Consider the following 22,564-nt stretch of genomic DNA (forward strand, 5'->3'; position numbering starts at 1 on the left):
GTGCCGGGGCGGGGTGGAGTGCGGGGGCCGGGGCGGGGTGGAGTGCGGGGGCCGGGGCGGGGAGGAGTGCGGGGGCGGGGGCCTCCGGGCGGGACCGGCCCGCCTGGGCGGCGGGTGTCGGCGCGTCAGCGGGCGGTGGCGACCGTGCGGCGTCGGCGGCGGGCCAGGAGGACACGGCGCTCGGCCGCCGTGAGACCGCCCCAGACGCCGTACGGCTCCGGCTGGACCAGCGCGTGCTCTCGGCACTCGACCCGGACGGGACAGCCGGCGCAGACGCGCTTGGCGGCGTCCTCCCGGGAGAGGCGCGCGGCGGTGGGCTCCTTGGAGGGGGCGAAGAAGAGGCCCGCCTCGTCGCGGCGGCAGACGGCCTCGGCGTGCCAGGGGGTGTCCTTGTCGCGGGGTGGGGTGCTCGTATCGCGCTGGCGCTCCGGCTCGGGGGACCGCTGCTGGGGGATGGCGCTGATCGGGAGGGACTGACGCGGCGAGTACAGCACGGTCTACTCCTGACGACGGCTAACGGCTTCGCGAGCGACGAGCGACGTGTGACGAGCGATGGAGCAAGCTCTACCCGCTGTGCGCGCGCCTATGCACTGCGTGGGGGCCCGGCGTCGGGAGGGGCGATGTGTGACACCCGGCGAGGCGGGGTGGCGGGGGCCCGGCGGGCCCCGGCGGGGGTGGGCGCGATGGGGATCGCCGAGGGTGGGCGCCGAGGGGTGTGCCAGGGATGTCCGCGCGGGGTGGGGCCCTCAGCCCAGCCGCTTCCGCAGATGGCGCGAGAGCTCGCGGATCAGCCGTCCCCGCTTCGGCGCCGCCTTCACGCTGCCCAGAACGGCGAAGCCCTCGACGTGGACGGACGGGGCCTCGGGGTCGGTGGCCTGGAGGCCCTTGACCTGGAACTCGCCGAGGACTCCGCTGCCGCCGCCGTGCAGCGTCACGTTCTCCGGCACGCGGATCTCGACGCCGCCCAGGACCGAGAACGCCCGGATCGAGATGTGGCGGTGCTCGAAGATCGCCTCGCTCAGGTCGAGCTTGACGCCCCCGAAGATCGCGTACGCGCGGATGCGGGCCGCCGGGCGCCAGTTGCCCCGGCGCACGGCCTGCGAGAACACCGCGTACAGGTCCTCCTCGGGGCCCGCCGGGCCGGTCGGCGGGAGAGCGGCGGACGTACGCGCCGGGGCGGGGCGCGGGAGGTCGGCGACGAGGGGTTCCAGGGCCGCGTGCGTACGGGCGGCGTAGACCGCCTCCACCCGCTCCGCGTGCTCCTCGGCGGTCAGTCGGCCCTCCGCGAGCGCCTCGCGCAGGATCGCCGCGTAGTGGTCGCGATCGGCGTCCGAGGCGCGCAGGCCGGGGCTGCCGCTCGCACCCTCCCCGGCGGTCGTCGTGAGGCGCTGGGCGGTCTGGGGGCGCTTGTCGAGGTCCACTGCCGCAGGGTACCGAAACGCGATAGATCGCGTCACCCCGCGCGAGGGCCCTTTCCGCCCTTCCGCACGAGGGGCCCGCTGCCGGGCAGCGCCGCGCGTCCCGCCCCACCAAGCCACCGAGCCACCACTGAGCCCTACCTCACAAACGCCCGCCGTTCGCGAGGTTCTAACCTGAAGGGCGCCGCCCAGGAGCCAGGAAGCCGGGTCGCGGGCGGCCCGGGGGCGACCCACACCCTCCGCCCCGCGTCACCCACACGAGGAAGCGTCACGATGCCGGAGTTCGCGTACACCGATCTGCTGCCCACCGGAGAGGACACCACGCCGTACCGGCTGGTGACCTCGGAGGGGGTCTCCACCTTCGAGGCGGACGGCCGGACCTTCCTCAAGGTCGATCCGGAGGCGCTCCGCACGCTCGCCGCCGAGGCGGTGCACGACATCCAGCACTACCTGCGCCCCGCCCACCTCGCCCAGCTCCGCCGCATCATCGACGACCCCGAGGCCAGCTCGAACGACAAGTTCGTCGCGCTCGACCTGCTGAAGAACGCGAACATCGCCGCCGCGGGCGTCCTGCCCATGTGCCAGGACACCGGCACCGCGATCGTCATGGGCAAGCGCGGCCAGCAGGTGCTCACCTCGGGCGAGGACGAGAAGGCCCTCGCGCACGGCATCTACGACGCGTACACCAAGCTCAACCTGCGCTACTCGCAGATGGCGCCGCTGACCATGTGGGAGGAGAAGAACACCGGCTCCAACCTCCCCGCCCAGATCGAGCTGTACGCGACCGACGGCGGCGCCTACAAGTTCCTCTTCATGGCCAAGGGCGGGGGCAGCGCCAACAAGTCCTTCCTCTACCAGGAGACGAAGGCCGTCCTCAACGAGTCCTCCATGATGAAGTTCCTGGAGCAGAAGATCCGCTCGCTCGGCACCGCCGCCTGCCCGCCGTACCACCTCGCGATCGTCGTCGGCGGCACGAGCGCCGAGTTCGCGCTCAAGACCGCCAAGTACGCCTCGGCGCACTACCTCGACGAGCTTCCCGAGGAGGGTTCGCCGCTCGGGCACGGCTTCCGGGACAAGGAGCTGGAGGAGAAGGTCTTCGAGCTGACGCAGAAGATCGGCATCGGCGCGCAGTTCGGCGGCAAGTACTTCTGCCACGACGTACGGGTCGTGCGCCTGCCCCGGCACGGCGCCTCCTGCCCCGTGGCCATCGCCGTCTCCTGCTCCGCCGACCGCCAGGCCGTCGCGAAGATCACCGCCGAGGGCGTCTTCCTGGAGCAACTGGAGACGGACCCGGCCCGCTTCCTGCCGGACACGACCGACGAGCACCTCTCCGAGGACGGCGCGGACGAGGTCGTGCGCATCGACCTCAACCAGCCGATGGACGAGATCCTCGCCGAGCTGACCAAGTACCCGGTCAAGACCCGCCTCTCGCTCACCGGCCCGCTCGTCGTCGCGCGCGACATCGCGCACGCCAAGCTCAAGGAGCGGCTCGACGCGGGCGAGGGCCTGCCGCAGTACCTCAAGGACCACCCCGTCTACTACGCGGGTCCCGCCAAGACGCCCGAGGGCTACGCCTCCGGCTCCTTCGGCCCGACGACCGCCGGGCGCATGGACTCCTACGTCGAGCAGTTCCAGGCCGCGGGCGGCTCCAAGGTCATGCTCGCCAAGGGCAACCGCTCGCAGCAGGTCACCGACGCCTGCGCCACGCACGGCGGCTTCTACCTCGGCTCCATCGGCGGCCCGGCCGCGCGCCTCGCGCAGGACTGCATCAAGAAGGTCGAGGTCGTCGAGTACGAGGAGCTGGGGATGGAGGCCGTCTGGCGCATCGAGGTCGAGGACTTCCCGGCCTTCATCGTCGTGGACGACAAGGGCAACGACTTCTTCACCGAGCCCGCCCCGGCGCCGACCTTCACGAGCATCCCGGTGCGGGGCCCGGGCCTCGGCTGACGAAGGCCGGGCGGTACGGGTGCGGGGCCCCCGCACCCGTACCGCCCGGCCCCACCGCCCGCCCTCGCCTCGCCCCCACGGAATATCCGCCCCCGCCCCGCCGCTGCCCCCATAGAGCCCCCGCGCCGTCCCGCGCGGGTCCCCGATGGAGAGGAGCGCCGTTCCATGTCCGCGACCCCCGAGTCCGCCGCCGCGCCCGAGTTCCGTACCGAGCACGACTCCATGGGCGAGGTGCGGGTGCCCGCGCACGCGAAGTACCGCGCCCAGACCCAGCGCGCCGTCGAGAACTTCCCGATCTCGGGCCAGCACCTGGAGCGCGCGCACATCCGCGCCCTCGCCCAGATCAAGGCGGCGGCGGCCAAGGTCAACGCCGAGCTGGGGGTGCTCGACGCGGAGCGCGCGCGGGCGATCCGGGAGGCGGCCGACGAGGTCGCCGAGGGCCGCTGGGACGCGCACTTCCCCGTCGACGTCTTCCAGACCGGCTCGGGAACCTCTTCGAACATGAACACGAACGAGGTCCTCGCGACGCTCGCCACGGAGCGCCTCGGCACCGACGTGCACCCGAACGACCACGTCAACGCCTCGCAGTCGTCCAACGACGTCTTCCCCTCCTCCATCCACATCGCAGCGACCTCCGCCGTCACGCACGACCTGATCCCCGCGCTCGACCACCTCGCCGCCGCACTCGCGCGCAAGGCCGAGGAGTTCGCCGATGTCGTGAAGTCGGGCCGCACCCACCTCATGGACGCCACGCCCGTCACGCTCGGCCAGGAGTTCGGCGGCTACGCGGCGCAGGTGCGGTACGGGACCGAACGGCTGCGCGCCTCGCTGCCCCGGCTCGCGGAGCTGCCGCTGGGCGGCACGGCGGTCGGTACGGGGATCAACACGCCGCCCGGCTTCTCGGCCGCCGTCATCGCCGAGGTCGCCCGCGTCACCGGGCTGCCGTTCACCGAGGCGCGCGACCACTTCGAGGCGCAGGGCGCGCGGGACGGGCTCGTCGAGACGTCCGGGCAGCTGCGGACGATCGCGGGCTCGCTCACGAAGATCGCCAACGACCTGCGCTGGATGTCCTCCGGGCCGCGCACGGGCCTCGCGGAGATCAACCTGCCCGATCTCCAGCCCGGTTCCTCGATCATGCCGGGCAAGGTCAATCCCGTACTGCCCGAGGCCGTCCTCCAGGTCGCCGTGCAGGTCGTCGGCAACGACGCGACCGTGGGCGCGGCGGGCGCCGCGGGGAACTTCGAGCTGAACGTGATGCTGCCGGTCATCGCGAAGAACGTCCTGGAGTCGGTGCGGCTGCTCGCGAACGTCTCGCGGCTCCTCGCGGACCGCACGATCGACGGGATCACGGCGAACGTGGAACGGGCGCGCGAGTACGCGGAGTCGTCGCCGTCCGTCGTCACGCCTCTCAACAAGTACCTCGGGTACGAGGAGGCGGCGAAGGTCGCGAAGAAGTCGCTCGCGGAGCGCAAGACGATCCGCGAGGTCGTGATCGAGTCCGGGTACGTGGAGCGGGGTGACCTGACGGTGGAGCAGCTGGACGAGGCGCTGGACGTGCTGCGGATGACGCGGCCGTAGGCGGCCGGCCGGGGGGCGGAGGGGCCGGGCGTAAAATCCGCCCATGCCCCACGAAACCGCCGCCCCCCGCTGGTCCCCCGGCACCCCCATCCTCTGGCGCTACCGCGCCAACGGGACCCGCGGCGACGAGGGCGTGCACATCTGCCGCCCGATGACGGTCGTCGAGGACACCGGGGACCGGCTCGCGGCCTGGCTCGCGCCCGGTACGGAGTGCGTGCGGCCGGTCTTCGCCGACGGCACCCCGGTGCACGCCGAGCCGCTCGCGAGCCGGTACACGCGCCCCCGTACCACCGGGCGTGAGCCCTGGTGGGGGAACGGCGTCCTCAAGCTCGCCCGTACCGGTGAACCCTGGTCGGTCTGGTTGTGGTGGGACGAGGACTGGACCTTCAGGAACTGGTACGTGAACCTGGAGCAGCCGCTGCGGCGGCACCCGGCGGGCGTGGACTCCGTGGACCACTTCCTCGACATCGACGTCCAGCGGGACCGCTCCTGGTCCTGGCGGGACGAGGACGAGTTCGCGCAGGCGTGCGCGGACGGGCTGATGAGCCCGGAGACGGCGGCGGGGGTACGCGAGGCGGGCCGCGCGGCCGTCGCGCTCATCGCGGCCTGGGGCGCCCCGTTCAGCGAGCCGTGGGCCGAGTGGCGGCCCGAGCCCTCCTGGCCCGTACCGGCGCTCCCCGCCGACTGGGACCGGCTGCCCGCCGGGGTGACGGCATGAGACGGCCGGGCCGGGCTCATGAGACTCTTGCCGCCCCCCGGAGGGGCAAACGTAGGATCTAGCTCCGCGGGACGGCCCGACAGGGGGGCGCAACCGCCGTGGCGTGCACGGAGGTTGACCGAGAGTCAACGAGGGGCGGACAGTACGTGAGCGTGGGGTACGAGGGATACGGGGCCGGCAGACCGGACCGCTCGGGGCAGGCGGCGGCGTTCGACGCGATCGGGCGGCGCTACGACGAGGCGTTCCCGCACAAGGAGGGCCAGATCGCGGCCGGTGCCTGGCTCGCGAAGGAACTGCCCGCCGGGGCGCGGGTCCTGGACGTGGGCAGCGGCACGGGGCTGCCGACCGCCAAGGACCTCGTCGATGCCGGGTTCGACGTCACCGGCGTGGACCTGTCGCCCCGCATGGTGGAACTCGCCACGACGCACGTCCCCGGGGCCCGGTTCCTGCGGCGCGACCTCGCCTCGCTGCGCGCCGAGGGCCCCGACGGGCTCGGCCGCTTCGACGGCATCACGTGCTTCTTCACCCTGCTCATGCTGCCCCGCCCGGAGATCCCGCACGCGCTCCGTTCCCTGCGCTCCCTGCTCCGTCCCGGCGGGCTGCTCGCGCTGTCGATGGTCGAGGCGGACCTCGACGACGCGACGATTCCTTTCCTGGGGCACGAGATCCGGGTCTCGGGCTACCTCCGCGAGGAGTTGCGCCGTACCGTGCGGGATGCCGGGTTCGAGATCGCCGGCGAGGACTCGTACTCGTACGCCCCCGCCAGCACCGACACCCCTCCCGAGTTCCAGCTTTTCCTGAACTGCCGGCGCGTCTGAGCGCGGGCCGCTCAGCCGGACGGATGGATTCGACACGCGTGACCGAGCAACCCACCCCCCACCCGCAGGCGCCGGGCGGCCTGCTGCATGCCGCGCACGGCGCGGCGGGGCAGCCCTTGCCCGCGCCGCAGGGCCCCGCCGCGCAAGAGGCGCCGACCGGCCAGGAGCGCGAGCGCGCCGAGGGCGGTGGCCACGCCCGGGACTCCAGGGGCGGCGGCGCCCCCACCGCCGCCGAGCCCGTCCGGCCGCGCGCCGAGGCCCCACCGGCGCCCGCGGGCGGCACCTCCGCGCCGCGCGCCTTCAACGAGGAGCCCCCGGCGCACCCGAGCGAACAGGAGCGCGAGCGCGCCGAGGGCGAGCGGCTGCGCTTCGTCGGCGCGGCGACGCGCCGGATCGCCCGCGGCATCGACCTCGACGAGATCGTCATGGGCCTGTGCCGGGCGAGCGTGCCGGTCTTCGCCGACGCGATCCTCGTCTACCTCCGCGACCCGCTCCCCGTCGGCGACGAGCGCCCCACGGGACCGCTCGTCCTGCGCCTGCGCCGCACCGACCGCATCCCCGACCCGGGGATGCTCACCGGGCAGTACACGCTCTCGGGAGCGCTCCTCCCGGCGACGCCGCTCCCGGACGGCTCGGTGCGCGGCGCGCAGATGTGCGAGGTGGAGCCGGACGGCGCGCTCGCCGAGGTGCTGCGCGGGGTCCGGCCGCTGTTCGGCGGGACGAAGGCGGCGCGGGCCGCGCTCCCCGAACTGCTCGGCGCCGACGCCGTACCGCCGCTCGCCGGGGTGGACGGGCGGCGGGCGATCCTCGCCCCGCTGCGCGGGCGCCGCCGGGTGATCGGCGCGGCCGTCTTCCTGCGCGCCCCCGAACGCGTGCCCTTCGCACCCGACGACCTCCTCGTGGCGGCGCAGCTCGCGACCCACTCGGCGCTCGGGGTCGACAAGGCGGTGCTCTACGGCCGCGAGGCGTACATCGCCGACGAGTTGCAGCGCATGATGCTCCCCGAGACGCTGCCCAACGCGACGGGGGTGCGGCTCGCGAGCCGGTACCTGCCCGCCGCCGAGACAGCGCGCGTCGGCGGCGACTGGTACGACGCGATCCCGCTGCCGGGCTCGCGCGTCGCGCTCGTCGTGGGCGACGTCATGGGCCACTCGATGACCTCGGCGGCGATCATGGGCCAGCTGCGGACCACGGCGCAGACCCTCGCCGGGCTCGACCTGCCGCCGACCGAGGTCCTGCACCACCTCGACGAGCAGGCGCAGCGGCTCGGCAGCGACCGCATGGCGACGTGCGTGTACGTCGTCTACGACCCCGTCGCACACCGCATCACGGTCGCCAACGCGGGCCACCCGCCGCCCCTCCTGCTCCACATGGACGGGCGCGCCGAGGTGCTCAGCGTGCCGCCGGGGGCGCCGATCGGGGTCGGCGGCGTGGACTTCGAGGCGGTCGAGCTGGACGCGCCCTCGGGGGCGACGCTGCTGCTCTACACGGACGGGCTCGTCGAGTCGCGGCTGCGGGACGTGTGGACGGGGATCGAGCAGCTCACCGAGAAGCTCGCCGAGACCGCGCGGCTGACGGGCGCGGACCACGCGCCGCCGCTGGAGGCGCTGTGCGACTCGGTGCTCGACGTGCTCGGCCCGAGCGACCGTGACGACGACATCGCGCTGCTCGCCGCGCGCTTCGAGGGGATCGCGCCGCAGGACGTCGCCTTCTGGTTCCTCGACCCGGAGCCGCGCGCCGTCTCCCGCGCCCGGCGGCTGGCGCGGGAAGCGCTGGAGCGGTGGGGCCTGGAGCGGCACATCGACACGGTGCAGCTCCTGGTGAGCGAGGTCGTGACGAACGCGGTCCGCTACGCGACGCACCCCGTCACGCTGCGGCTGCTGCGCACGGACGTGCTCCGGGTGGAGGTCGGCGACGACGTGCCGCAACTGCCCCGGGTGCGGAACGCGCGGACGACGGACGAGGGCGGGCGCGGGCTGTTCCTGGTGAAGCGGCTCGCCCGCAGGTGGGACGCGACGCGGCTCGGGAACGGGAAGGTCGTCTGGTTCGAGCTGGACGCGTAGGCGCGGCACGGGGGCGCCCCGCGTCCTCGCGCCGGACGGCGCCGGGCCCGCGCTCCGGACGCGGAGGCCGTACGCGTGGAGGTGCCCCCGGCCCGGGTCTGTTCCCGGGGCCGGGGGCACCTCGTTGTCAGAAGCCGTTCCCGTTCTGGCCCTGGCCCTGCTGTCCCTGGTCGGGGCGCGGCGGGAACGAGGGGAGGCCCTCGCCGGGGTCGCCGGGGTCCTGGGTGTGCGTGGGGAGGCCGCCGTCACCGGTGTCCGTCGGGTCGGGTTCCGGCGTGGTCGGGTCGGGGCTCGGGGACTCGGTGGTCGGGTCCGGGCTCGGTTCCTCGGGGGCCGATGTGGAGGGGGACGGGCTCTCCGGGAGGGTCGGCGTGTCCGAGGGGGTGGGGTCGGCGGTCGGGGTCGTGGCCGCGCCCATGTCGGTGTCGAGGTCGAACTTCTCGGGGGCGCCCGCGACCTTGAAGGTGTAGTCGGCCCAGATCTGGGCGGGGAAGCCACCGCCGTTGACCCGGCCGCCGCCCGCGGCGCCGCTCAGCGAGACCTGGGCGTGCTGGGCGTACTTCTTGCCGTCCGCCGTCGTCCCGGCCTTCGCGGCCTCGCCGAAGACGCCGACCGAGGTGACGAGGTTCGGGGTGAAGCCGGTGAACCAGGCGGACTTGTTGTCGTCGGACGTGCCGGTCTTGCCCGCGACGGGCTGGAGCTTGTTGCGGACCGCGCTGCCCGTGCCGTCGTCGACGACACCGGTGAGCACCGAGGTGACCGAGTCGGCGGTCTGGCGGCTGACGACCTGGTCGCCGATCGCGCTCGGCAGCTTGACGTCGGCGCCGCCGTACGTGACGGACTTGAGGATCTGCGGGGTGACCTTGCGCCCGTGGTGGTCGAGCGTCGCGTACACGCCCGCCATCTGGAGCGGGCTCGCGCCCATCGAGCCGAGGGTCTGGGCGGGCACGGCGTCCTCGTTCTCGACGTCCATGCCGAGCTTGCCCGCCGTCTTCATGACCTCGTCCATGCCGACGTCCACGCCCATCTGCGCGAAGACGGAGTTGACGGACTTGTTCATCGCGGTCTGGACGTTGATCGGCCCGTAGTCGACGCCGTCCTCGTTGGGCGGGGCGAAGGCGACGTCGCTGCCCTTGACCGGGCGCCTGCTCGTGCCGTCGTAGACGGTGGACGCGGTGATGGGCTTGCCGTCCTGCGTCGTCGCGCCGTTCTCCAGCGCGGCGGCCAGGATGAGCGGCTTGAAGGTGGAGGCGACCTGGTAGTCGGTGCGGGTCGCGTTGTCGGTGTAGTGCTCGGGCCAGCCCCGGCCGCCGTAGAGGGCGAGGATCTTGCCGTTCTTCGGGTCGACGGAGGCGGCGCCCGCCTGCACGTTCGCGTCGACGGTGCGGTTCTTGGGGTCGAGCTTGGATATCAGCTGATTCTTGACCGACTTCTCCAGCTGGGCCTGCTTCTTGGGGTCGATGTTGAGCGTGACCGAATAGCCGCCCGCGTCCACCTTGGCCTTCGCCTCGTCGAGCGAGAGGTCGTCGTTCTCGGCGACGTTGCGTATCAGCTCGTTCTCGGCGGCCTTCTGGAGGTAGCCCTTCTGCCCGGTGAGCCCGGCGTCCCGCGGCTCCTCGCGCGGGACGGGGAACTTCACCTTCGCGCGCTCCCCGGCGCCGAGCCAGTGCTGGTCGACCATGTTGTCGAGCACGTAGTTCCAGCGCTTCGTGACGAGGGTCTTTCCGGTCGGCGTCGCGACGGCCCAGTCGTACTGGCTCGGGGCCTGGAGGAGGGCGGCGAGGTACGCGCCCTGGGCGACGTCGAGCTGGTCGGCGTCGACGCCGTAGTACGCCTGCGCGGCGGCCTGGATGCCGTAGGCGCCCCGGCCGTAGTAGCTCGTGTTGATGTACCCGGCGAGGATGTCGTCCTTGGAGTACTTCTGATCGACCTTGAGCGAGATGACCAGTTCCTTGAGCTTGCGGCTCACGGTCTGGTCGGCGGTGAGGTAGTAGTTCTTCACGTACTGCTGGGTGATCGTCGAGCCGCCCTGCTTGCCCTTGCCGGTGACGGTGTTGAGCAGGCCGCGCGCGGTGCCCTTGAGGTCGACGCCCTTGTCCTTGTAGAAGCTCTTGTTCTCGGCGGCGACGAAGGTGTGCTGGACGTCCTTCGGGACGCGGTCGAGGCCGACGATCTCGCGGTTGCGCTGGCCGGTGCGGGCGAGGACGGTGCCGTCCTTGAGCTTGTAGACGTTGGCCTGCTGGGTCGCGTCGGGGTTGCCCTGGGGGACGTCGACGTACAGGTAGAGGCCGACGAAGCCGGCTATCCCGAGCAGGCACAGGCCGAAGAAGGTGCCGAGCAGCTTCTTCCACGTGAACAGGCGGCGCACACGCCCGCGCGAGTCGCCGCGCCCGCGACGTGCTCGCCTCTCGTCCGCTCGCCCCATGTCGCCGGCCGCTCCTTCTCAGTGGTGTGCACCGTGGTCCACGGTGGCTCGCGCCGTGGCTCGATCAGCTTTGAAAGCTAACACCGCGCTCTTGGACAAACAGCTCCCGATCCTGTCTTTCCGGGCGTGACAATCAGCACCGTCCCGTACTGAAACCGACTCCACGGAAGTGTGCATGGTTGCCATCCGGGGTAATGTGATATCACTTTGAAAGCGCGGCAACGGTGGGCCCGGGAGCTTCCCGGTCCTCCGCGCACGGACGCGCCGCCCCAGGTCAGGGCCGGTACGCCCCGGCGGTCACGGCCGTCGCCGCCGCCACATCCGCGACAGAACGGGGGAACCACCCATGTCCACCCACCCCACTCCCGAGACCCCGCACGGGGACGAGCTCGCACCCGGCCAGCTCGCCGAGATGCCGAAGCCGCGCGTGACGGAGTTCACCGCGAAGAGCATCGGCGGCGGGCTCGCCCTGCTCCTCGGACTGCTCGGCCTCGTCGTCGGCATCGCGCTCGTGGTCGTCGCGACCGCGGTCGGCTCGACGGGCGCGAAGGCGGTGCTCATCGTCGTCGGCCTCCTGCTCGCGATCGCCTCGATCTTCGCCATGGCGGGGCTCAACATGGTGGCGCCCGGCGAGGCCCGCGTGGTCCAGCTCTTCGGCCGCTACCGGGGCACGATCCGCGTCGACGGACTGCGCTGGGTCAACCCGCTCACGAGCCGCACGAAGATCTCCACGCGGGTGCGCAACCACGAGACGGCCGTCCTGAAGGTCAACGACGCCTACGGGAACCCGATCGAGCTGGCGGCCGTGGTCGTGTGGCGCGTCGAGGACACCGCGCAGGCGAGCTTCGAGGTCGACGACTTCCTGGAGTTCGTCGCGACGCAGACCGAGGCGGCCGTGCGGCACATCGCCATCGAGTACCCCTACGACGCCCACGAGGGCGAGGGCCTCTCGCTGCGCGGGAACGCCGAGGAGATCACCGAGAAGCTCGCGCTCGAACTGCACGCACGCGTCGAGGCGGCGGGCGTCGAGATCGTCGAGTCCCGCTTCACGCACCTCGCGTACGCCCCCGAGATCGCCTCCGCGATGCTCCAGCGCCAGCAGGCGGGCGCGGTCGTGGACGCGCGCAGGCTCATCGTCGAGGGCGCGGTCGGCATGGTCGAGCAGGCCCTCGCCCGCATCCAGCAGCAGGACATCGTGGAGCTGGACGAGGAGCGCAAGGCCGCGATGGTGAGCAACCTGCTCGTCGTGCTGTGCGGGGACCGGGCGACCCAGCCGGTCGTGAACGCGGGCACCCTCTACTGACAAGCACGGCCTGACAAGCACGGCCCGACGAACACAGCCTGACGGCACGGCCAAGGGGCGAGGCGGCGATGAACGACAGCGCGGCGGACGAGGAGTCCGCGCCCGGGGAGGAAGGGTCCGCGCCCGGGGAGGAAGGGTCCGCGCCCGGGGAGCGGGCGGGTGCGTGGCGACCGGCGCGCGCGGCGCGCAAGCAGGTACTCCTGCGACTCGACCCGAAGGTGCACGACGCGCTTGCCCGCTGGGCGGCCGACGAGCTGCGCAGCAGCAACGCCCAGATCGAGTACCTGCTCCGCCGGGCCCTCGCCGAGGCGGGCCGCCTGCCCTCCTCGGCGGCCCCGATCCCGCGCCGGGGCAGGCCGCCGGGGCGTCCGGGAAAGGCGCCGGAAGAGCGCGACTGAGCCGGGTCCACCGGTCACGGGCCGGGCCCCTGGAGGGTCCGGCCCTTTCCCCGGAACGGTATACACCCCGCGTATACCTCCCATGTATAGTCCTCGCCATGTCCATCGGTCACACACTCCTCGGCCTCCTCGAAACGGGGCCTCGCCACGGGTACGACCTCAAGCGCGCCTTCGACGAGAAGTTCGGGCACGACAAGCCGCTGCACTACGGCCAGGTCTACTCGACCATGTCCCGCCTCCTGAAGAACGGCCTCGTCGAGGTCGACGGGATCGAGGCGGGCGAGGGCCCCGAACGCAAGCGGTACGCGATCACGGACGCCGGGATCACCGACGTCGCCCAGTGGCTCGCGACACCCGAGAAGCCCGACCCGTACCTCCAGTCGACGCTGTACACGAAGGTCGTCCTCGCCCTGCTCACCCGGCGGGACGCGCACGACGTCATGGACGTGCAGCGCGCCGAGCACCTGCGCCTGATGCGCTCGCTCACCGAACGCAAGCGGAAGGGCGACTTCGCCGACCAGCTCATCTGCGACCACGCCCTGTTCCACCTCGAAGCCGATCTGCGCTGGCTGGAACTGGCGACCGCCAGGCTCGGCAAGCTCGCCAAGGAAGTGAACGGATGATCCCCTCGGGCTCCCTGCTCTCCGCCGAGGGACTGCGCAAGTCCTACGGCCCCACGACCGCGCTCGACGGAGCCGAGTTCTCCATCCACGCGGGCGAGGTCGTCGCCATCATGGGCCCCTCCGGCTCCGGCAAGTCCACCCTGCTGCACTGCCTCGCCGGAATCGTCCCGCCGGACGCGGGCACGATCCACTACGGCGGCACCGAGCTGAGCGCGCTGCCGGAGAGCCGCCGCAGCGCGCTGCGCCGCAGCGACTTCGGCTTCGTCTTCCAGTTCGGCCAGCTCGTCCCCGAGCTGAGCTGCGTCGAGAACGTGGCCCTGCCGCTGCGCCTCAACGGCGTCAAGCGCAAGGAGGCCGAGAAGGCCGCCTACGCGTGGATGGAGCGCCTGGAGGTCGAGGACCTCGCGGCGAAGCGGCCCGGGGAGGTCTCGGGCGGCCAGGGGCAGCGCGTCGCCGTCGCCCGCGCCCTCGTCACGGGCCCGCGCGTCCTCTTCGCCGACGAGCCGACCGGCGCGCTCGACTCGCTCAACGGCGAACGAGTCATGGAACTGCTCACCGAGGCCGCGCGCGGGACCAACGCCGCCGTCGTCCTCGTCACGCACGAGGCCCGCGTCGCCGCCTACTCGGACCGCGAGGTCGTCGTACGGGACGGCCGCTCCCGGGACATGGAGCGCCTCGTATGACCAGCCCCCTCACGCTCGGCCGCACCGCGGACGCCGCTCCCCCGCCCCCGCCCGCGCCCACCGCCACCGGCCGCCTCGCCACCTGGGCGCGCGACCTGCTGCTCGGCGTGCGCTTCGCCGTCTCGGGCGGTCGCGAGGGCTGGGCGCGCACGGCGCTCACCGCGGTCGGCATCGGCCTCGGCGTGCTGCTCCTCTTCCTCGCCTCCTCGGTGCCGACCTTCCTCCAGCAGAAGGACGAGCGGCTCGACGCCCGGCGCCCCACGACGCTCTCGACCGGCGTGGCGAAGGAGTCGCCGCGCGCCTTCCTCGTCTCGGACGGCTCCAGCGAGTACCAGGACGTCTCGATCGGCGGCTTCCTCGTCGCCCAGCAGGGCGAGCAGGCGAGCCCGCCGCCCGGCACCGACCGCTTCCCGAAGGCGGGCGAGATGTTCGTCTCGCCCGCCCTGCACGACCGGCTCCACGGCTCGGGCGACGCCGTCCTGAAGGCCCGCTTCGCCCCGTACAAGGAAGTCGGCACGATCGGCGCGGCCGGTCTCGACCAGCCGAACGAGCTGTACTTCTACGGGAATCCGGGCGACCTCGCGGCGAAGCCGCACAGCGACCTCCGGCACGCGGGCGGCTGGGGCGAACGCCTCACGCTGCACGATCGGATGGACCCGCTGCTCGTCGCGCTGATCGTCATGATCTGCGTCGTGCTGCTCATCCCCGTCGTGCTCTTCATCGGCACCGCCGTGCGCTTCGGCGGCGAGCGGCGCGACCGCAGGCTCGCCGCGCTGCGCCTGGTCGGCTCGGACGCGGCCGGCACGCGCAGGATCGCGGCCGGTGAGGCGCTCGCCGCCGCCGTGCTCGGAATCGCCCTGGGCGTCGTGTTCCTCCTCGTGGGGCGGCAGTTCGCCCCGCAGGTGAGCATCGTGGGCACGAGCGCCTTCCCCGGCGACCTCACGCCCGTGCCGTTGCTCGCCCTGCTCATCGTGCTCGCCGTGCCCGTGTGCGCGGTCGCCGTGACGCTCTTCTCGCTGCGCGCGGTGAGCATCGAGCCGCTCGGCGTCTTCCGGGAGACCGCGACGCGCGGGCGCAGGGTGTGGTGGCGGCTGCTCATCACGCTCATCGGGCTCGCGCTGCTCCTCTCCGACGAGCGGCTGCGCGCGACGGCCGGCGAGCGCGAGGCACAGAGCATCGACCCGTACCGTCTCGCGGGGGGCGCCTCGCTCACCCTCATCGGGCTCGCGACGCTGCTGCCCTGGCTCGTCGAGTTCGTGGTGCGGCGGCTGCGCGGCGGCTCCGTGCCCTGGCAGCTCGCCGTGCGCAGGCTCCAGCTCAGCGGCGGTACGGCGGCGCGCGCGGTCGGCGGGATCACGGTGGCCGTGGCGGGCGCGATCGCGCTCCAGATGATGGTCAGCTCGGTCGGCGACGACTTCGAGAAGACGACCGGGCAGGACCCGACCCGCGCGACCCTCGGTGTCTCCAGCAACGTCACTGACTGGAAGCTCGCCGAGCGGTACCGCGCGGCGGCCGCGAAGACCCCCGGCGTGGGCCGGGTGACGGCGGAGATCACCGGGTACGCGCAGTCCGCGGGGCCCCGGCCCGAGGTCGACGAGGACGGCGAGCCGTCGACCGTGTGGATCACGGTCGGCGACTGCGTGACGCTGCGCGAGAAGGCGAAGCTGCCCTCGTGCGCGGACGGCGACGTCTTCCGGGCCCGTCAGACGGCCCACGACGAGTGGGACAAGCAGACCAACGCCGAGACGTGGCAGGTGGCCCGCGCGGGGCGGGAGATCGACGTCGCCCCGGAGAGGAAGCACGCGCAGCTGTGGCGGGTCCCCCGCGACGTCAAGGACGTCAAGGGCATCCGCACCCCCGAGGGCGACGAGGGCTCCGGCCTCCTCATCACCCCGGGCGCCATCGACGCGGGCATCCTCGGCAAGGGCGGCGGATCGACCAACCTGCGGGTCAAGACCGACCCGGACGACCCGTGGGCGATCGACCGGGCGCGCAACGCGGTCATGGCCGTCGACCCGAGCGTGCGGATGTGGACGTACGCCAGCACGCGGCGCGACACCGCGTACGCGAGCGTGCGGCACGGTCTCGCGGGCGGCGCGATCCTGACGACGGCCCTCATCGGCGCCTCGCTGCTCGTCTCGCTCCTGGAGCAACTGCGCGAGCGCAAGCGGCTGCTCGCGGCTCTCGCGGCCTTCGGTACGAAGCGCTCCTCGCTCGCCTGGTCGCTCCTGTGGCAGACGGCGATCCCGGTCGTGCTCGGGCTGTGCGTCGCGACGGCGGGCGGCCTCGCGCTCGGCTGGACGCTGGTGCGGCTCATCAACAAGCAGGTCGTCGACTGGTTCGTCTTCCTGCCGCTCGTCGCGGCGGGCGCGGGCACGATGCTCCTCGTGACGCTGCTGACGCTCCCGGCGCTGCACCGCACGATGCGGGCGACGGGGCTGCGCACGGAGTAGGCGGGTCTTTTCGGCGGGACTGTTCCGGTACGTGGCCGTTCGCGCCCGTGCCGGAACGGTCCTACCGTGGGACGTGCGGACACCTCCATGTCTCGTGTCCTGGAGTTGGTACTCATGACCGCACTCGTCATCGCCATCGTCGTGGTGGCACTCCTCGTGGTGATCCTGCTGGGGCTGAGCGTGCGCAACGTGCAGCAGTACCAGCGCGGGGTCGTCTTCCGCTTCGGCCGCCTGCTGCCGCGCATCAGACAGCCCGGCCTGCGCCTCATCCGGCCCGTGGGGGACCACATGGAACGGGTCTCCATCCAGACCGAGGTGCTGGGCGTCTCGCCGCAGGGGGCCATCACCAACGACAACGTGACCGTCACGGTCGACGCGGTCGTCTACTTCCGGGTCATCGACCCGGTCAAGGCGCTCGTCAACGTGAGCGACTACCCCTCCGCGGTCTCGCAGATCGCGCAGACCTCCCTGCGCTCCGTCATCGGGCGTGCCGACCTCGACACGCTGCTCTCGGACCGCGACCGCATCAACGCCGAACTGCGCACCGTGATGGACGCGCCGACCGAGGACCCCTGGGGGGTACGGGTCGAGCGCGTCGAGATCAAGGACATCGCGCTGCCGCAGGACATGATGCGGTCGATGTCGAAGCAGGCCGAGGCGGAACGCGAGCGGCGCGCGCGGGTCATCGCGGCGGACGGCGAGGCCCAGGCGGCCCGCAAGCTCACCGCGGCGGCGGGCACGATGGCCGACACGCCGGGCGCGCTCCAGCTGCGGCTGCTCCAGACGGTGGTGGACGTGGCGGCGGAGAAGAACAGCACGCTGGTCATGCCGTTCCCCGTGGAGCTGCTGCGCTTCTTCCAGCAGGCCGCGGACAAGGTCGGCGTTCCCGCTTCGGGCGGCGAGTCCGTCCCGCTGGACGCCGGACCCTCAGGGGAGGCGGCCTCCTCGCGCACGGACCGCGCCCGCGCCCGCACGCGGACCGCGCGTGCCGTCCACGCGGCGCCCGCTCTCGACGGCAGCATGGCCGATCAGCAGAGTGCGGCCCGGACCCGGGCGGAGCGCCGGCGTCTGGAACGGGAGGTCTGGCCGGAGATCCCGGCGCGGTGACCTCCGCGGCGTCCGCGGGACGCCGCCCGCCCGCGCCCGCTCACGCCGCCGCCCGTACCGGCAGTTCCTCGAACGCCCGGCGCAGCTCCTCCCCCAGCTCCGCCATCTGTCCCGCCCGCGCGGAGCCGTCCCGCAGCACCAGCCCGATCCGCCGGGAGGGCGCGGGCCCGGCGAAGTACCCCGTGCCCAGGCGGGGGTTGCGCCCTGTCTCCAGCGGTACGGCGGTCCTCGGCAGGAGGGTCACCCCGAGGCCGCCTGCCACGAGCTGCACGAGCGTCGAGAGCCCCGCCGCCGTGGTCGTCACGGCCTTCGCGTCGCCGCGTCCCGCTTCCCTGCACACGTCGAGCGCCTGGTCGCGCAGGCAGTGCCCCTCCGCGAGCAGCAGGAGCGGCAGTTCGGTGAGGACGTCGCGCGGCAATCCCTCCCGTCCGCCGAGCCGGTGCCCGAGCGGTGTGACGAGCACGAAGTCCTCGTCGAAGAGGGGGATCTCGGTGAAGCCGGGCGTCGAGAGCGGCAGCGCGAGCAGCAGCAGGTCGAGCCGTCCGGCGGCGAGCCCCTCGCTGAGCGCGGCGGTCTGCTCCTCGTGCACTTCGAGCGCGAGGTCCGGGTAGCGGCGCGCGCACACGTCGAGGACGGTGGGCAGCAGGTACGGGGCGACGGTCGGGATGACCCCGAGCCGCAGCGTCCCCGTGAACGGCGCCCGCAGCGTCTCGGCCTCCTCCAGGAGCCCCGCGACCTCGGCGAGCACCCCCCTGGCCCGTACCGCGAGCCGCTCCCCGGCGGGCGAGAGCAGGACCTTGCGCGTGGTCCGCTCGACGAGCGTGACCCCGAGCACCTCCTCCAGGGCGGAGACCGCTCCGGACAGGGCGGGCTGGCTCATGCCGAGCACGGCGGCGGCCTGCCGGAAGTGCAGGTGCTCGGCGACGGCGGCGAAGGCCCGCAGCTGGGCGAGCGTGGGCTGGCGCGCGCGGCTGTCGGCGGCGAGGACATGTTCCGTACTCACGAGAAGACTCACGTAGAAGAAGGGCTCACGCAGAAGGCGTCCTGCGACGGCGGCGATTGATCGGCTCCCCCGATCACTGTCTCTCGATCCTAACGAGTCGGTGCGATCAACCGGAAAGCGCGACAAGAGACCCGTATCACGACGAAGGGCCCCGCCCGCCCTCTCACGCGGAGGGAGCGGGCGGGGCCCGGGTCGTGCGGGCCTCGCGGGTCAGCGTGTGGCGGACGCCTTCGTCGGGGCGCCGGTGATCGTGAACTGCGAGCCGGGCTCGACGAGGACGTCCCCGTCGCGCGAGTGCGAGATCGTGACGTCCGAGAGGGTCGCGTCACCGCGGGCGCCGCTCATCGCGAGGATGCCGGAGCCGTTGTTCGACTTGTCGATGCGGACGTGGGAGATCTTCACCCCGCTGTACGTGCCGCCACCCGTCTTGAACTGGATGCCGTCGTACGTCGAGTCGAGGATGTCCGTGTCCCTGATGGTGACGCCGGGGATGCCCGCTCCCTGGGCGAAGAGGGTGATGGCGCCGAACTCCTGGTCCTCGTTCCAGAAGGCCCCGCCCGTGCGGTGCAGCGTGTTGCCCGCGATGAGCGTCTGGCCGCTGAAGGGGATCGGGTCGTGGTCGGTGGCGAGCATGATGCCCGGGTAGTTCATCGTGTCGGAGACGACGTTGTTCTCGATGGTGTTCCCGTGACCGCCGTAGACCGCGATGCCGTTGGCCCGCCAGGGCAGCTGGATGGTGTTGTTGCGGAAGTGGTTGTCCGCGCCGACGTCGGTCGAGGTGTCCTTGACGTACTTGCTCGACCAGACCGCGAGCGAGTCGTCGCCGGTGTTGCGGAAGGACGAGTCGTAGACGGTCGAATCGTGCGTGCCGTTGGTGAAGTTGATGCCGTCGGCGTACGTGTCGCGGATGCGCATCCCGCTGAACTCCAGGCCGTCGCCCGGGTTCCACAGCTCCGGGATGTTGGCGTAGTCGCGGCCGACCCAGACCCCGACGTTGGCGTGCTCGATCCACACCCGGGAGATCTTCGTGTTCTTGCCGAGGCGGCCGTTGATGCCGACGCCGCCCTCGTCGTTGCCGTCGCCGCCCCGGATGCGCCCGGAGCCGAAGATGGCGAGGTCGGAGATCTGCGTGTTGTCGTCGATGTCGAAGCCGAAGTTGCCCTCGTGCGGGTGGTTGATGCCGCCCGCGTCCTGCGGCTCGGTGAGCGTGTAGAGCTGCGAGTGCCACATGCCGGCGCCCTCGATCCGCACGTTCCTGATGCCCACCTGGTTGTACTGGCCCCGGTGCTGCGGGTCGGGGGTGAGGATCTTCTGCTCCTGGCGCCACTGGCCCGCCGGAATCCAGACGCAGGCGATCTTCCCGTCCTGGTCGGCCATGACCGCGCGCTGGAGGGCGTCGGTGTCGTCGATGCCGTCGTTGGGCACGGCACCGTACTCGGTGATGGAGGTGCACTCGGCGGGCTTGGACTTGGGGGGCGCGACCTGCTCCAGGTCGATGAGGTCGACGATGTAGAAGCCCGCGGTGTCGCCCGCGTCGCGCTGGAGGCGGAACGTCGTGCCCTCCGGGTACGTCTGCGTGAGCAGCGCGTTCGCCTCGTCGAAGAGCCGGCGCGCGTCACCGCCCGGGGTGTTGGTCAGGCCCTCGGGGTCGTCCGTGGAGCCGTAGAGCCAGGAGTGCTTCGAGCTGAGGTTCAGCTTGCGCACGAACTGGCCGTTCGCGTAGAGGCTCAGCGTCGCGTCCTGGCCGCCGCCGTTCGCGGCGTCGGGGATCGAGTTGCGCACGACGATCGAGTTGGTGGGCGTCGTGGAGGTGAACTGCACGTACTCGCCGGTCTTGTCGAGCCGGACGGACTTACGGCCGCTCGACTCCGTCGCGAAGTTGGTGTGGCCGAAGGTGCGCTTCGCGTCGGCGGTGAGGAGCGTGCCCGTGTAGGTGCCGTCCTCGGCCTCGTACTCGATGTACGGGACGGCGGCGCCGCGCCCGACGACGATCGAGCGGGCGAAGGTGTTGTTGTCCTCGTTGGTCTCGGCGACGGTGTGCGTCGCGTCCGCCGTCGCGGTGAGCGTCGCGCCGCCGTCGGTGGCCTTCCACGTACCGGGGACCTGGACCTGCACGGTCGCACCGGCGGGGACGGCGGGGGTCGTGCCGTCGAGGGTCGTCGTGCCCGCGGTCAGGCGCGTGACGGTCCCGGCCGCAACTCCCGTCGTACCGCGGTTCTTGACCGCGACGGTGAAGCTGACGTTCGCTCCGGCCGCCGGGCTCTCGGGGTTGGTCGCGATGCCGGTGACCTGGAGGTCGGGGCCGGGGCTCTGCGAGACGGCGAGCTCGCTCGCGCCCGCCCGGCTGTTGTTGCTGTCGTCCTGCTCGACGACGGTGTCCTTCGGGTCGACGACGGCGGAGACCGCGTACGAGCCCTGCGGGCGCTTGCCGATGTCGACCGAGACGGTCTGCGAGGCACCGGCGGCGAGCGCGCCGACGGCGGCGCTGCCCGCGACCGTGCCGTCGAGGCTGACGTCCACGGTGGTGGCGGGCGAGGCGGCCGTACCGGCGTTGCGGACGGTGGTCCGCACCGTCACCGCGTCCTTCTCGGACGGCGTGGCGGGCGTCCAGGTCAGGTCGGTGAGGGTGAGGTCGGGGTTGGGCGCGGCGGTGCCGACGACCTCGATCTCGGCGATCTGCCCGCCGGGAGCACCGGAGTTGGCCGCGATGTCGAGCCGTACGTCGGCGGCGCGACCGGTCACCGGGATGGTCACCGTGTTCTTGTTGCCCGCCGGGCTGAAGCTGTAGTCGGCGCGTGCCTTGAGCGTGGAGAAGCCGCTCGCGTTCTGGCCCCGCCCCCGCACCTCGATCGCCTGCGTGCGGGCACCCCAGTCGCTCCCGGGGTTGAGCTTGACGACGACGCCGGAGATGTCGGCGTCGGCGCCGAGCTTCACGGTGAGCTGCCCGGGAAGCCCCGCCGACTCCCAATAGGTCTGCGCGTCCCCGTCGTTGGCGTTCGCCGGGACGAAGGTGTGGACGTAGCCGTTGGCCTCGACGGGCTTGCCCTTGGCGAGGTTGGTCCCGGTGACGGGCGGCGTGCCGGGGTCACCGGGGCCGGTGCCGCCGTCGCCCTCGCCGCGGATCTCCAGCTCGCTGAGCTGGGCGGCCTGCCAGCCGGTGTTCGCGCTCACCTGCACGCGGACGTACCGGGCTTCGGCGGCGGGGAAGCCGACCGTGACCGCGTTCGCGGAGTCCGGCGTGAAGGTGCGTTTCGCGGAGGCGGAGAGCGTGCTCCACGTGCTGCCGTCCGTGCTGCCCTGGACGGTCAGCGTCTCGTCGCGCGCCTCCCACGTGGTCGGGAGCTTGAGCGTCACCTCGTCGACCGAGGTCGTGGCGCCGAGGTCCACGCGCACCCACTGCGGGAAGGAGGCGGCGGGCCCCTCCCAGTACGAACTCTGGTTGCCGTCGGTCACGTTGCCCGCGCCGTACTGGCCGTTGGCTCCGCTCGCGGTCGCGGGGCGGCCGAGCGCGAGGTTGGGCCCCGGGGCGGCCGGCGCGGCGGCGTGCGCGGTCGCGGGGAGCAGTCCGAGGGGGATCAGGCAGGCCGCGAGGAGCCCGGTGATCGCCCGCCGGGCGGATGGCTTCCGTCTCATGCTGTCCTCTGTTCGGTTTTCGGTGCGAGGAGAAGAGGGTGGGGCGGCGCCGGACCGGGCGGACCCGGGCAGGCGACGGTGCCGGACCGGGTGGGGCCCGGACAGGCGGGGTGGGGGCCCGGACGGGCGCGCCTCTCGAATCACCATGGAGAGGGGGAGGTTGGTAATTTTTTGAGCGAACTCGTCAGTCTTTTGCGGCCACTTGGAAACAGATTTCTGACAAGTCAAAGATTTGTCAACGCCCGGGACAGAACTGCCACGCCGAGTGAGCTTCCGTCACACCGTGTCAACTCCCGGCGCCCGTCTCGCGCCCCTTGACGCCTGGGCGCAGGCGGAGCCGCATGGGCTTCCGGCGCGGCGAGGGGGCGGCGGCGGCACTTACGCGCCGATGGGC

The 22,564-nt window shown here is 72.5% G+C and carries 16 protein-coding genes; 11 read left to right on the forward strand and 5 right to left on the reverse strand.

The window, feature by feature from the left end; all coding sequences use genetic code 11:
* Window positions 1–125: 125 nt before the first annotated feature.
* Both IF99_RS0118680 and IF99_RS0118685 read right to left on the reverse strand, forming a co-directional pair.
* Window positions 126–494 carry a WhiB family transcriptional regulator gene (locus IF99_RS0118680; RefSeq protein WP_030997680.1) on the reverse strand — a complete coding sequence of 123 codons (369 nt, stop codon included), beginning with the start codon at window positions 492–494 and terminating at the stop codon, window positions 126–128.
* A 252-nt stretch (window positions 495–746) separates the two neighbouring features.
* Window positions 747–1,421 (reverse strand): DUF1707 SHOCT-like domain-containing protein, encoded by a 675-nt coding sequence (locus IF99_RS0118685; RefSeq protein ID WP_030997681.1) that lies wholly within the window; start codon window positions 1,419–1,421, stop codon window positions 747–749.
* Between the two features lie 270 nt (window positions 1,422–1,691).
* Here IF99_RS0118685 and IF99_RS0118690 point away from each other — a divergent pair, with 270 nt between their 5' ends.
* The 5 genes from IF99_RS0118690 to IF99_RS0118710 all read left to right on the forward strand — a co-directional run bounded on the left by IF99_RS0118690 (window position 1,692) and on the right by IF99_RS0118710 (window position 8,542).
* A complete protein-coding gene (locus tag IF99_RS0118690) occupies window positions 1,692–3,365 on the forward strand; it encodes a fumarate hydratase (RefSeq protein ID WP_030997682.1) in 1,674 nt (557 codons plus the stop codon).
* 165 nt (window positions 3,366–3,530) lie between these two features.
* Complete coding sequence (locus IF99_RS0118695) at window positions 3,531–4,943, forward strand: class II fumarate hydratase (RefSeq protein ID WP_030997684.1); 1,413 nt, start codon at window positions 3,531–3,533, stop codon at window positions 4,941–4,943.
* A 43-nt stretch (window positions 4,944–4,986) separates the two neighbouring features.
* A complete protein-coding gene (locus IF99_RS0118700) occupies window positions 4,987–5,661 on the forward strand; it encodes a DUF402 domain-containing protein (RefSeq protein ID WP_030997685.1) in 675 nt (224 codons plus the stop codon).
* 146 nt (window positions 5,662–5,807) lie between these two features.
* Complete coding sequence (locus IF99_RS0118705) at window positions 5,808–6,479, forward strand: class I SAM-dependent methyltransferase (RefSeq protein WP_051703564.1); 672 nt, start codon at window positions 5,808–5,810, stop codon at window positions 6,477–6,479.
* A gap of 23 nt (window positions 6,480–6,502) precedes the next feature.
* Window positions 6,503–8,542, forward strand: a complete 2,040-nt coding sequence (locus IF99_RS0118710) for an ATP-binding SpoIIE family protein phosphatase (protein WP_037827146.1) — start codon at window positions 6,503–6,505, stop codon at window positions 8,540–8,542.
* A gap of 127 nt (window positions 8,543–8,669) precedes the next feature.
* Here the strand turns inward: IF99_RS0118710 and IF99_RS0118715 are convergent, their stop codons facing one another.
* Complete coding sequence (locus IF99_RS0118715; protein WP_030997688.1) at window positions 8,670–10,967, reverse strand: transglycosylase domain-containing protein; 2,298 nt, start codon at window positions 10,965–10,967, stop codon at window positions 8,670–8,672.
* A 346-nt stretch (window positions 10,968–11,313) separates the two neighbouring features.
* On the opposite strand from IF99_RS0118715, the gene IF99_RS0118720 reads away from it, so the two are divergent.
* The 6 genes from IF99_RS0118720 to IF99_RS0118745 all read left to right on the forward strand — a co-directional run bounded on the left by IF99_RS0118720 (window position 11,314) and on the right by IF99_RS0118745 (window position 17,534).
* Complete coding sequence (locus tag IF99_RS0118720) at window positions 11,314–12,270, forward strand: SPFH domain-containing protein (protein WP_030997689.1); 957 nt, start codon at window positions 11,314–11,316, stop codon at window positions 12,268–12,270.
* A gap of 68 nt (window positions 12,271–12,338) precedes the next feature.
* The gene (locus IF99_RS0118725; RefSeq protein ID WP_030997690.1) at window positions 12,339–12,668 is read left to right on the forward strand and encodes a hypothetical protein; all 330 of its coding nucleotides are present in this window, start codon (window positions 12,339–12,341) and stop codon (window positions 12,666–12,668) included.
* 98 nt (window positions 12,669–12,766) lie between these two features.
* Window positions 12,767–13,291, forward strand: coding sequence for a PadR family transcriptional regulator (locus tag IF99_RS0118730; RefSeq protein WP_030997691.1), 525 nt, complete (start codon window positions 12,767–12,769; stop codon window positions 13,289–13,291).
* Window positions 13,288–13,974, forward strand: a complete 687-nt coding sequence (locus IF99_RS0118735) for an ABC transporter ATP-binding protein (RefSeq protein ID WP_030997692.1) — start codon at window positions 13,288–13,290, stop codon at window positions 13,972–13,974. The genes IF99_RS0118730 and IF99_RS0118735 overlap by 4 nt, the downstream gene beginning before the upstream one ends.
* Entirely contained in the window at window positions 13,971–16,427 is a 2,457-nt protein-coding gene (locus IF99_RS0118740; protein WP_030997693.1) for an FtsX-like permease family protein, read from the forward strand. The genes IF99_RS0118735 and IF99_RS0118740 overlap by 4 nt, the downstream gene beginning before the upstream one ends.
* A gap of 114 nt (window positions 16,428–16,541) precedes the next feature.
* A complete protein-coding gene (locus tag IF99_RS0118745) occupies window positions 16,542–17,534 on the forward strand; it encodes an SPFH domain-containing protein (RefSeq protein WP_030997694.1) in 993 nt (330 codons plus the stop codon).
* A 40-nt stretch (window positions 17,535–17,574) separates the two neighbouring features.
* Here the strand turns inward: IF99_RS0118745 and IF99_RS0118750 are convergent, their stop codons facing one another.
* Together IF99_RS0118750 and IF99_RS0118755 are read right to left on the reverse strand one after the other, a co-directional pair.
* Complete coding sequence (locus tag IF99_RS0118750) at window positions 17,575–18,537, reverse strand: LysR substrate-binding domain-containing protein (protein WP_078655153.1); 963 nt, start codon at window positions 18,535–18,537, stop codon at window positions 17,575–17,577.
* A gap of 210 nt (window positions 18,538–18,747) precedes the next feature.
* On the reverse strand, window positions 18,748–22,170 hold the full coding sequence (locus IF99_RS0118755; RefSeq protein WP_030997696.1) for a CARDB domain-containing protein: 3,423 nt from the start codon (window positions 22,168–22,170) through the stop codon (window positions 18,748–18,750).
* Between the last annotated feature and the right edge of the window lie 394 nt (window positions 22,171–22,564).

The sequence above is a fragment of the Streptomyces sp. NRRL F-5630 genome (genome assembly GCF_000719475.1).
Classification (GTDB): domain Bacteria; phylum Actinomycetota; class Actinomycetes; order Streptomycetales; family Streptomycetaceae; genus Streptomyces.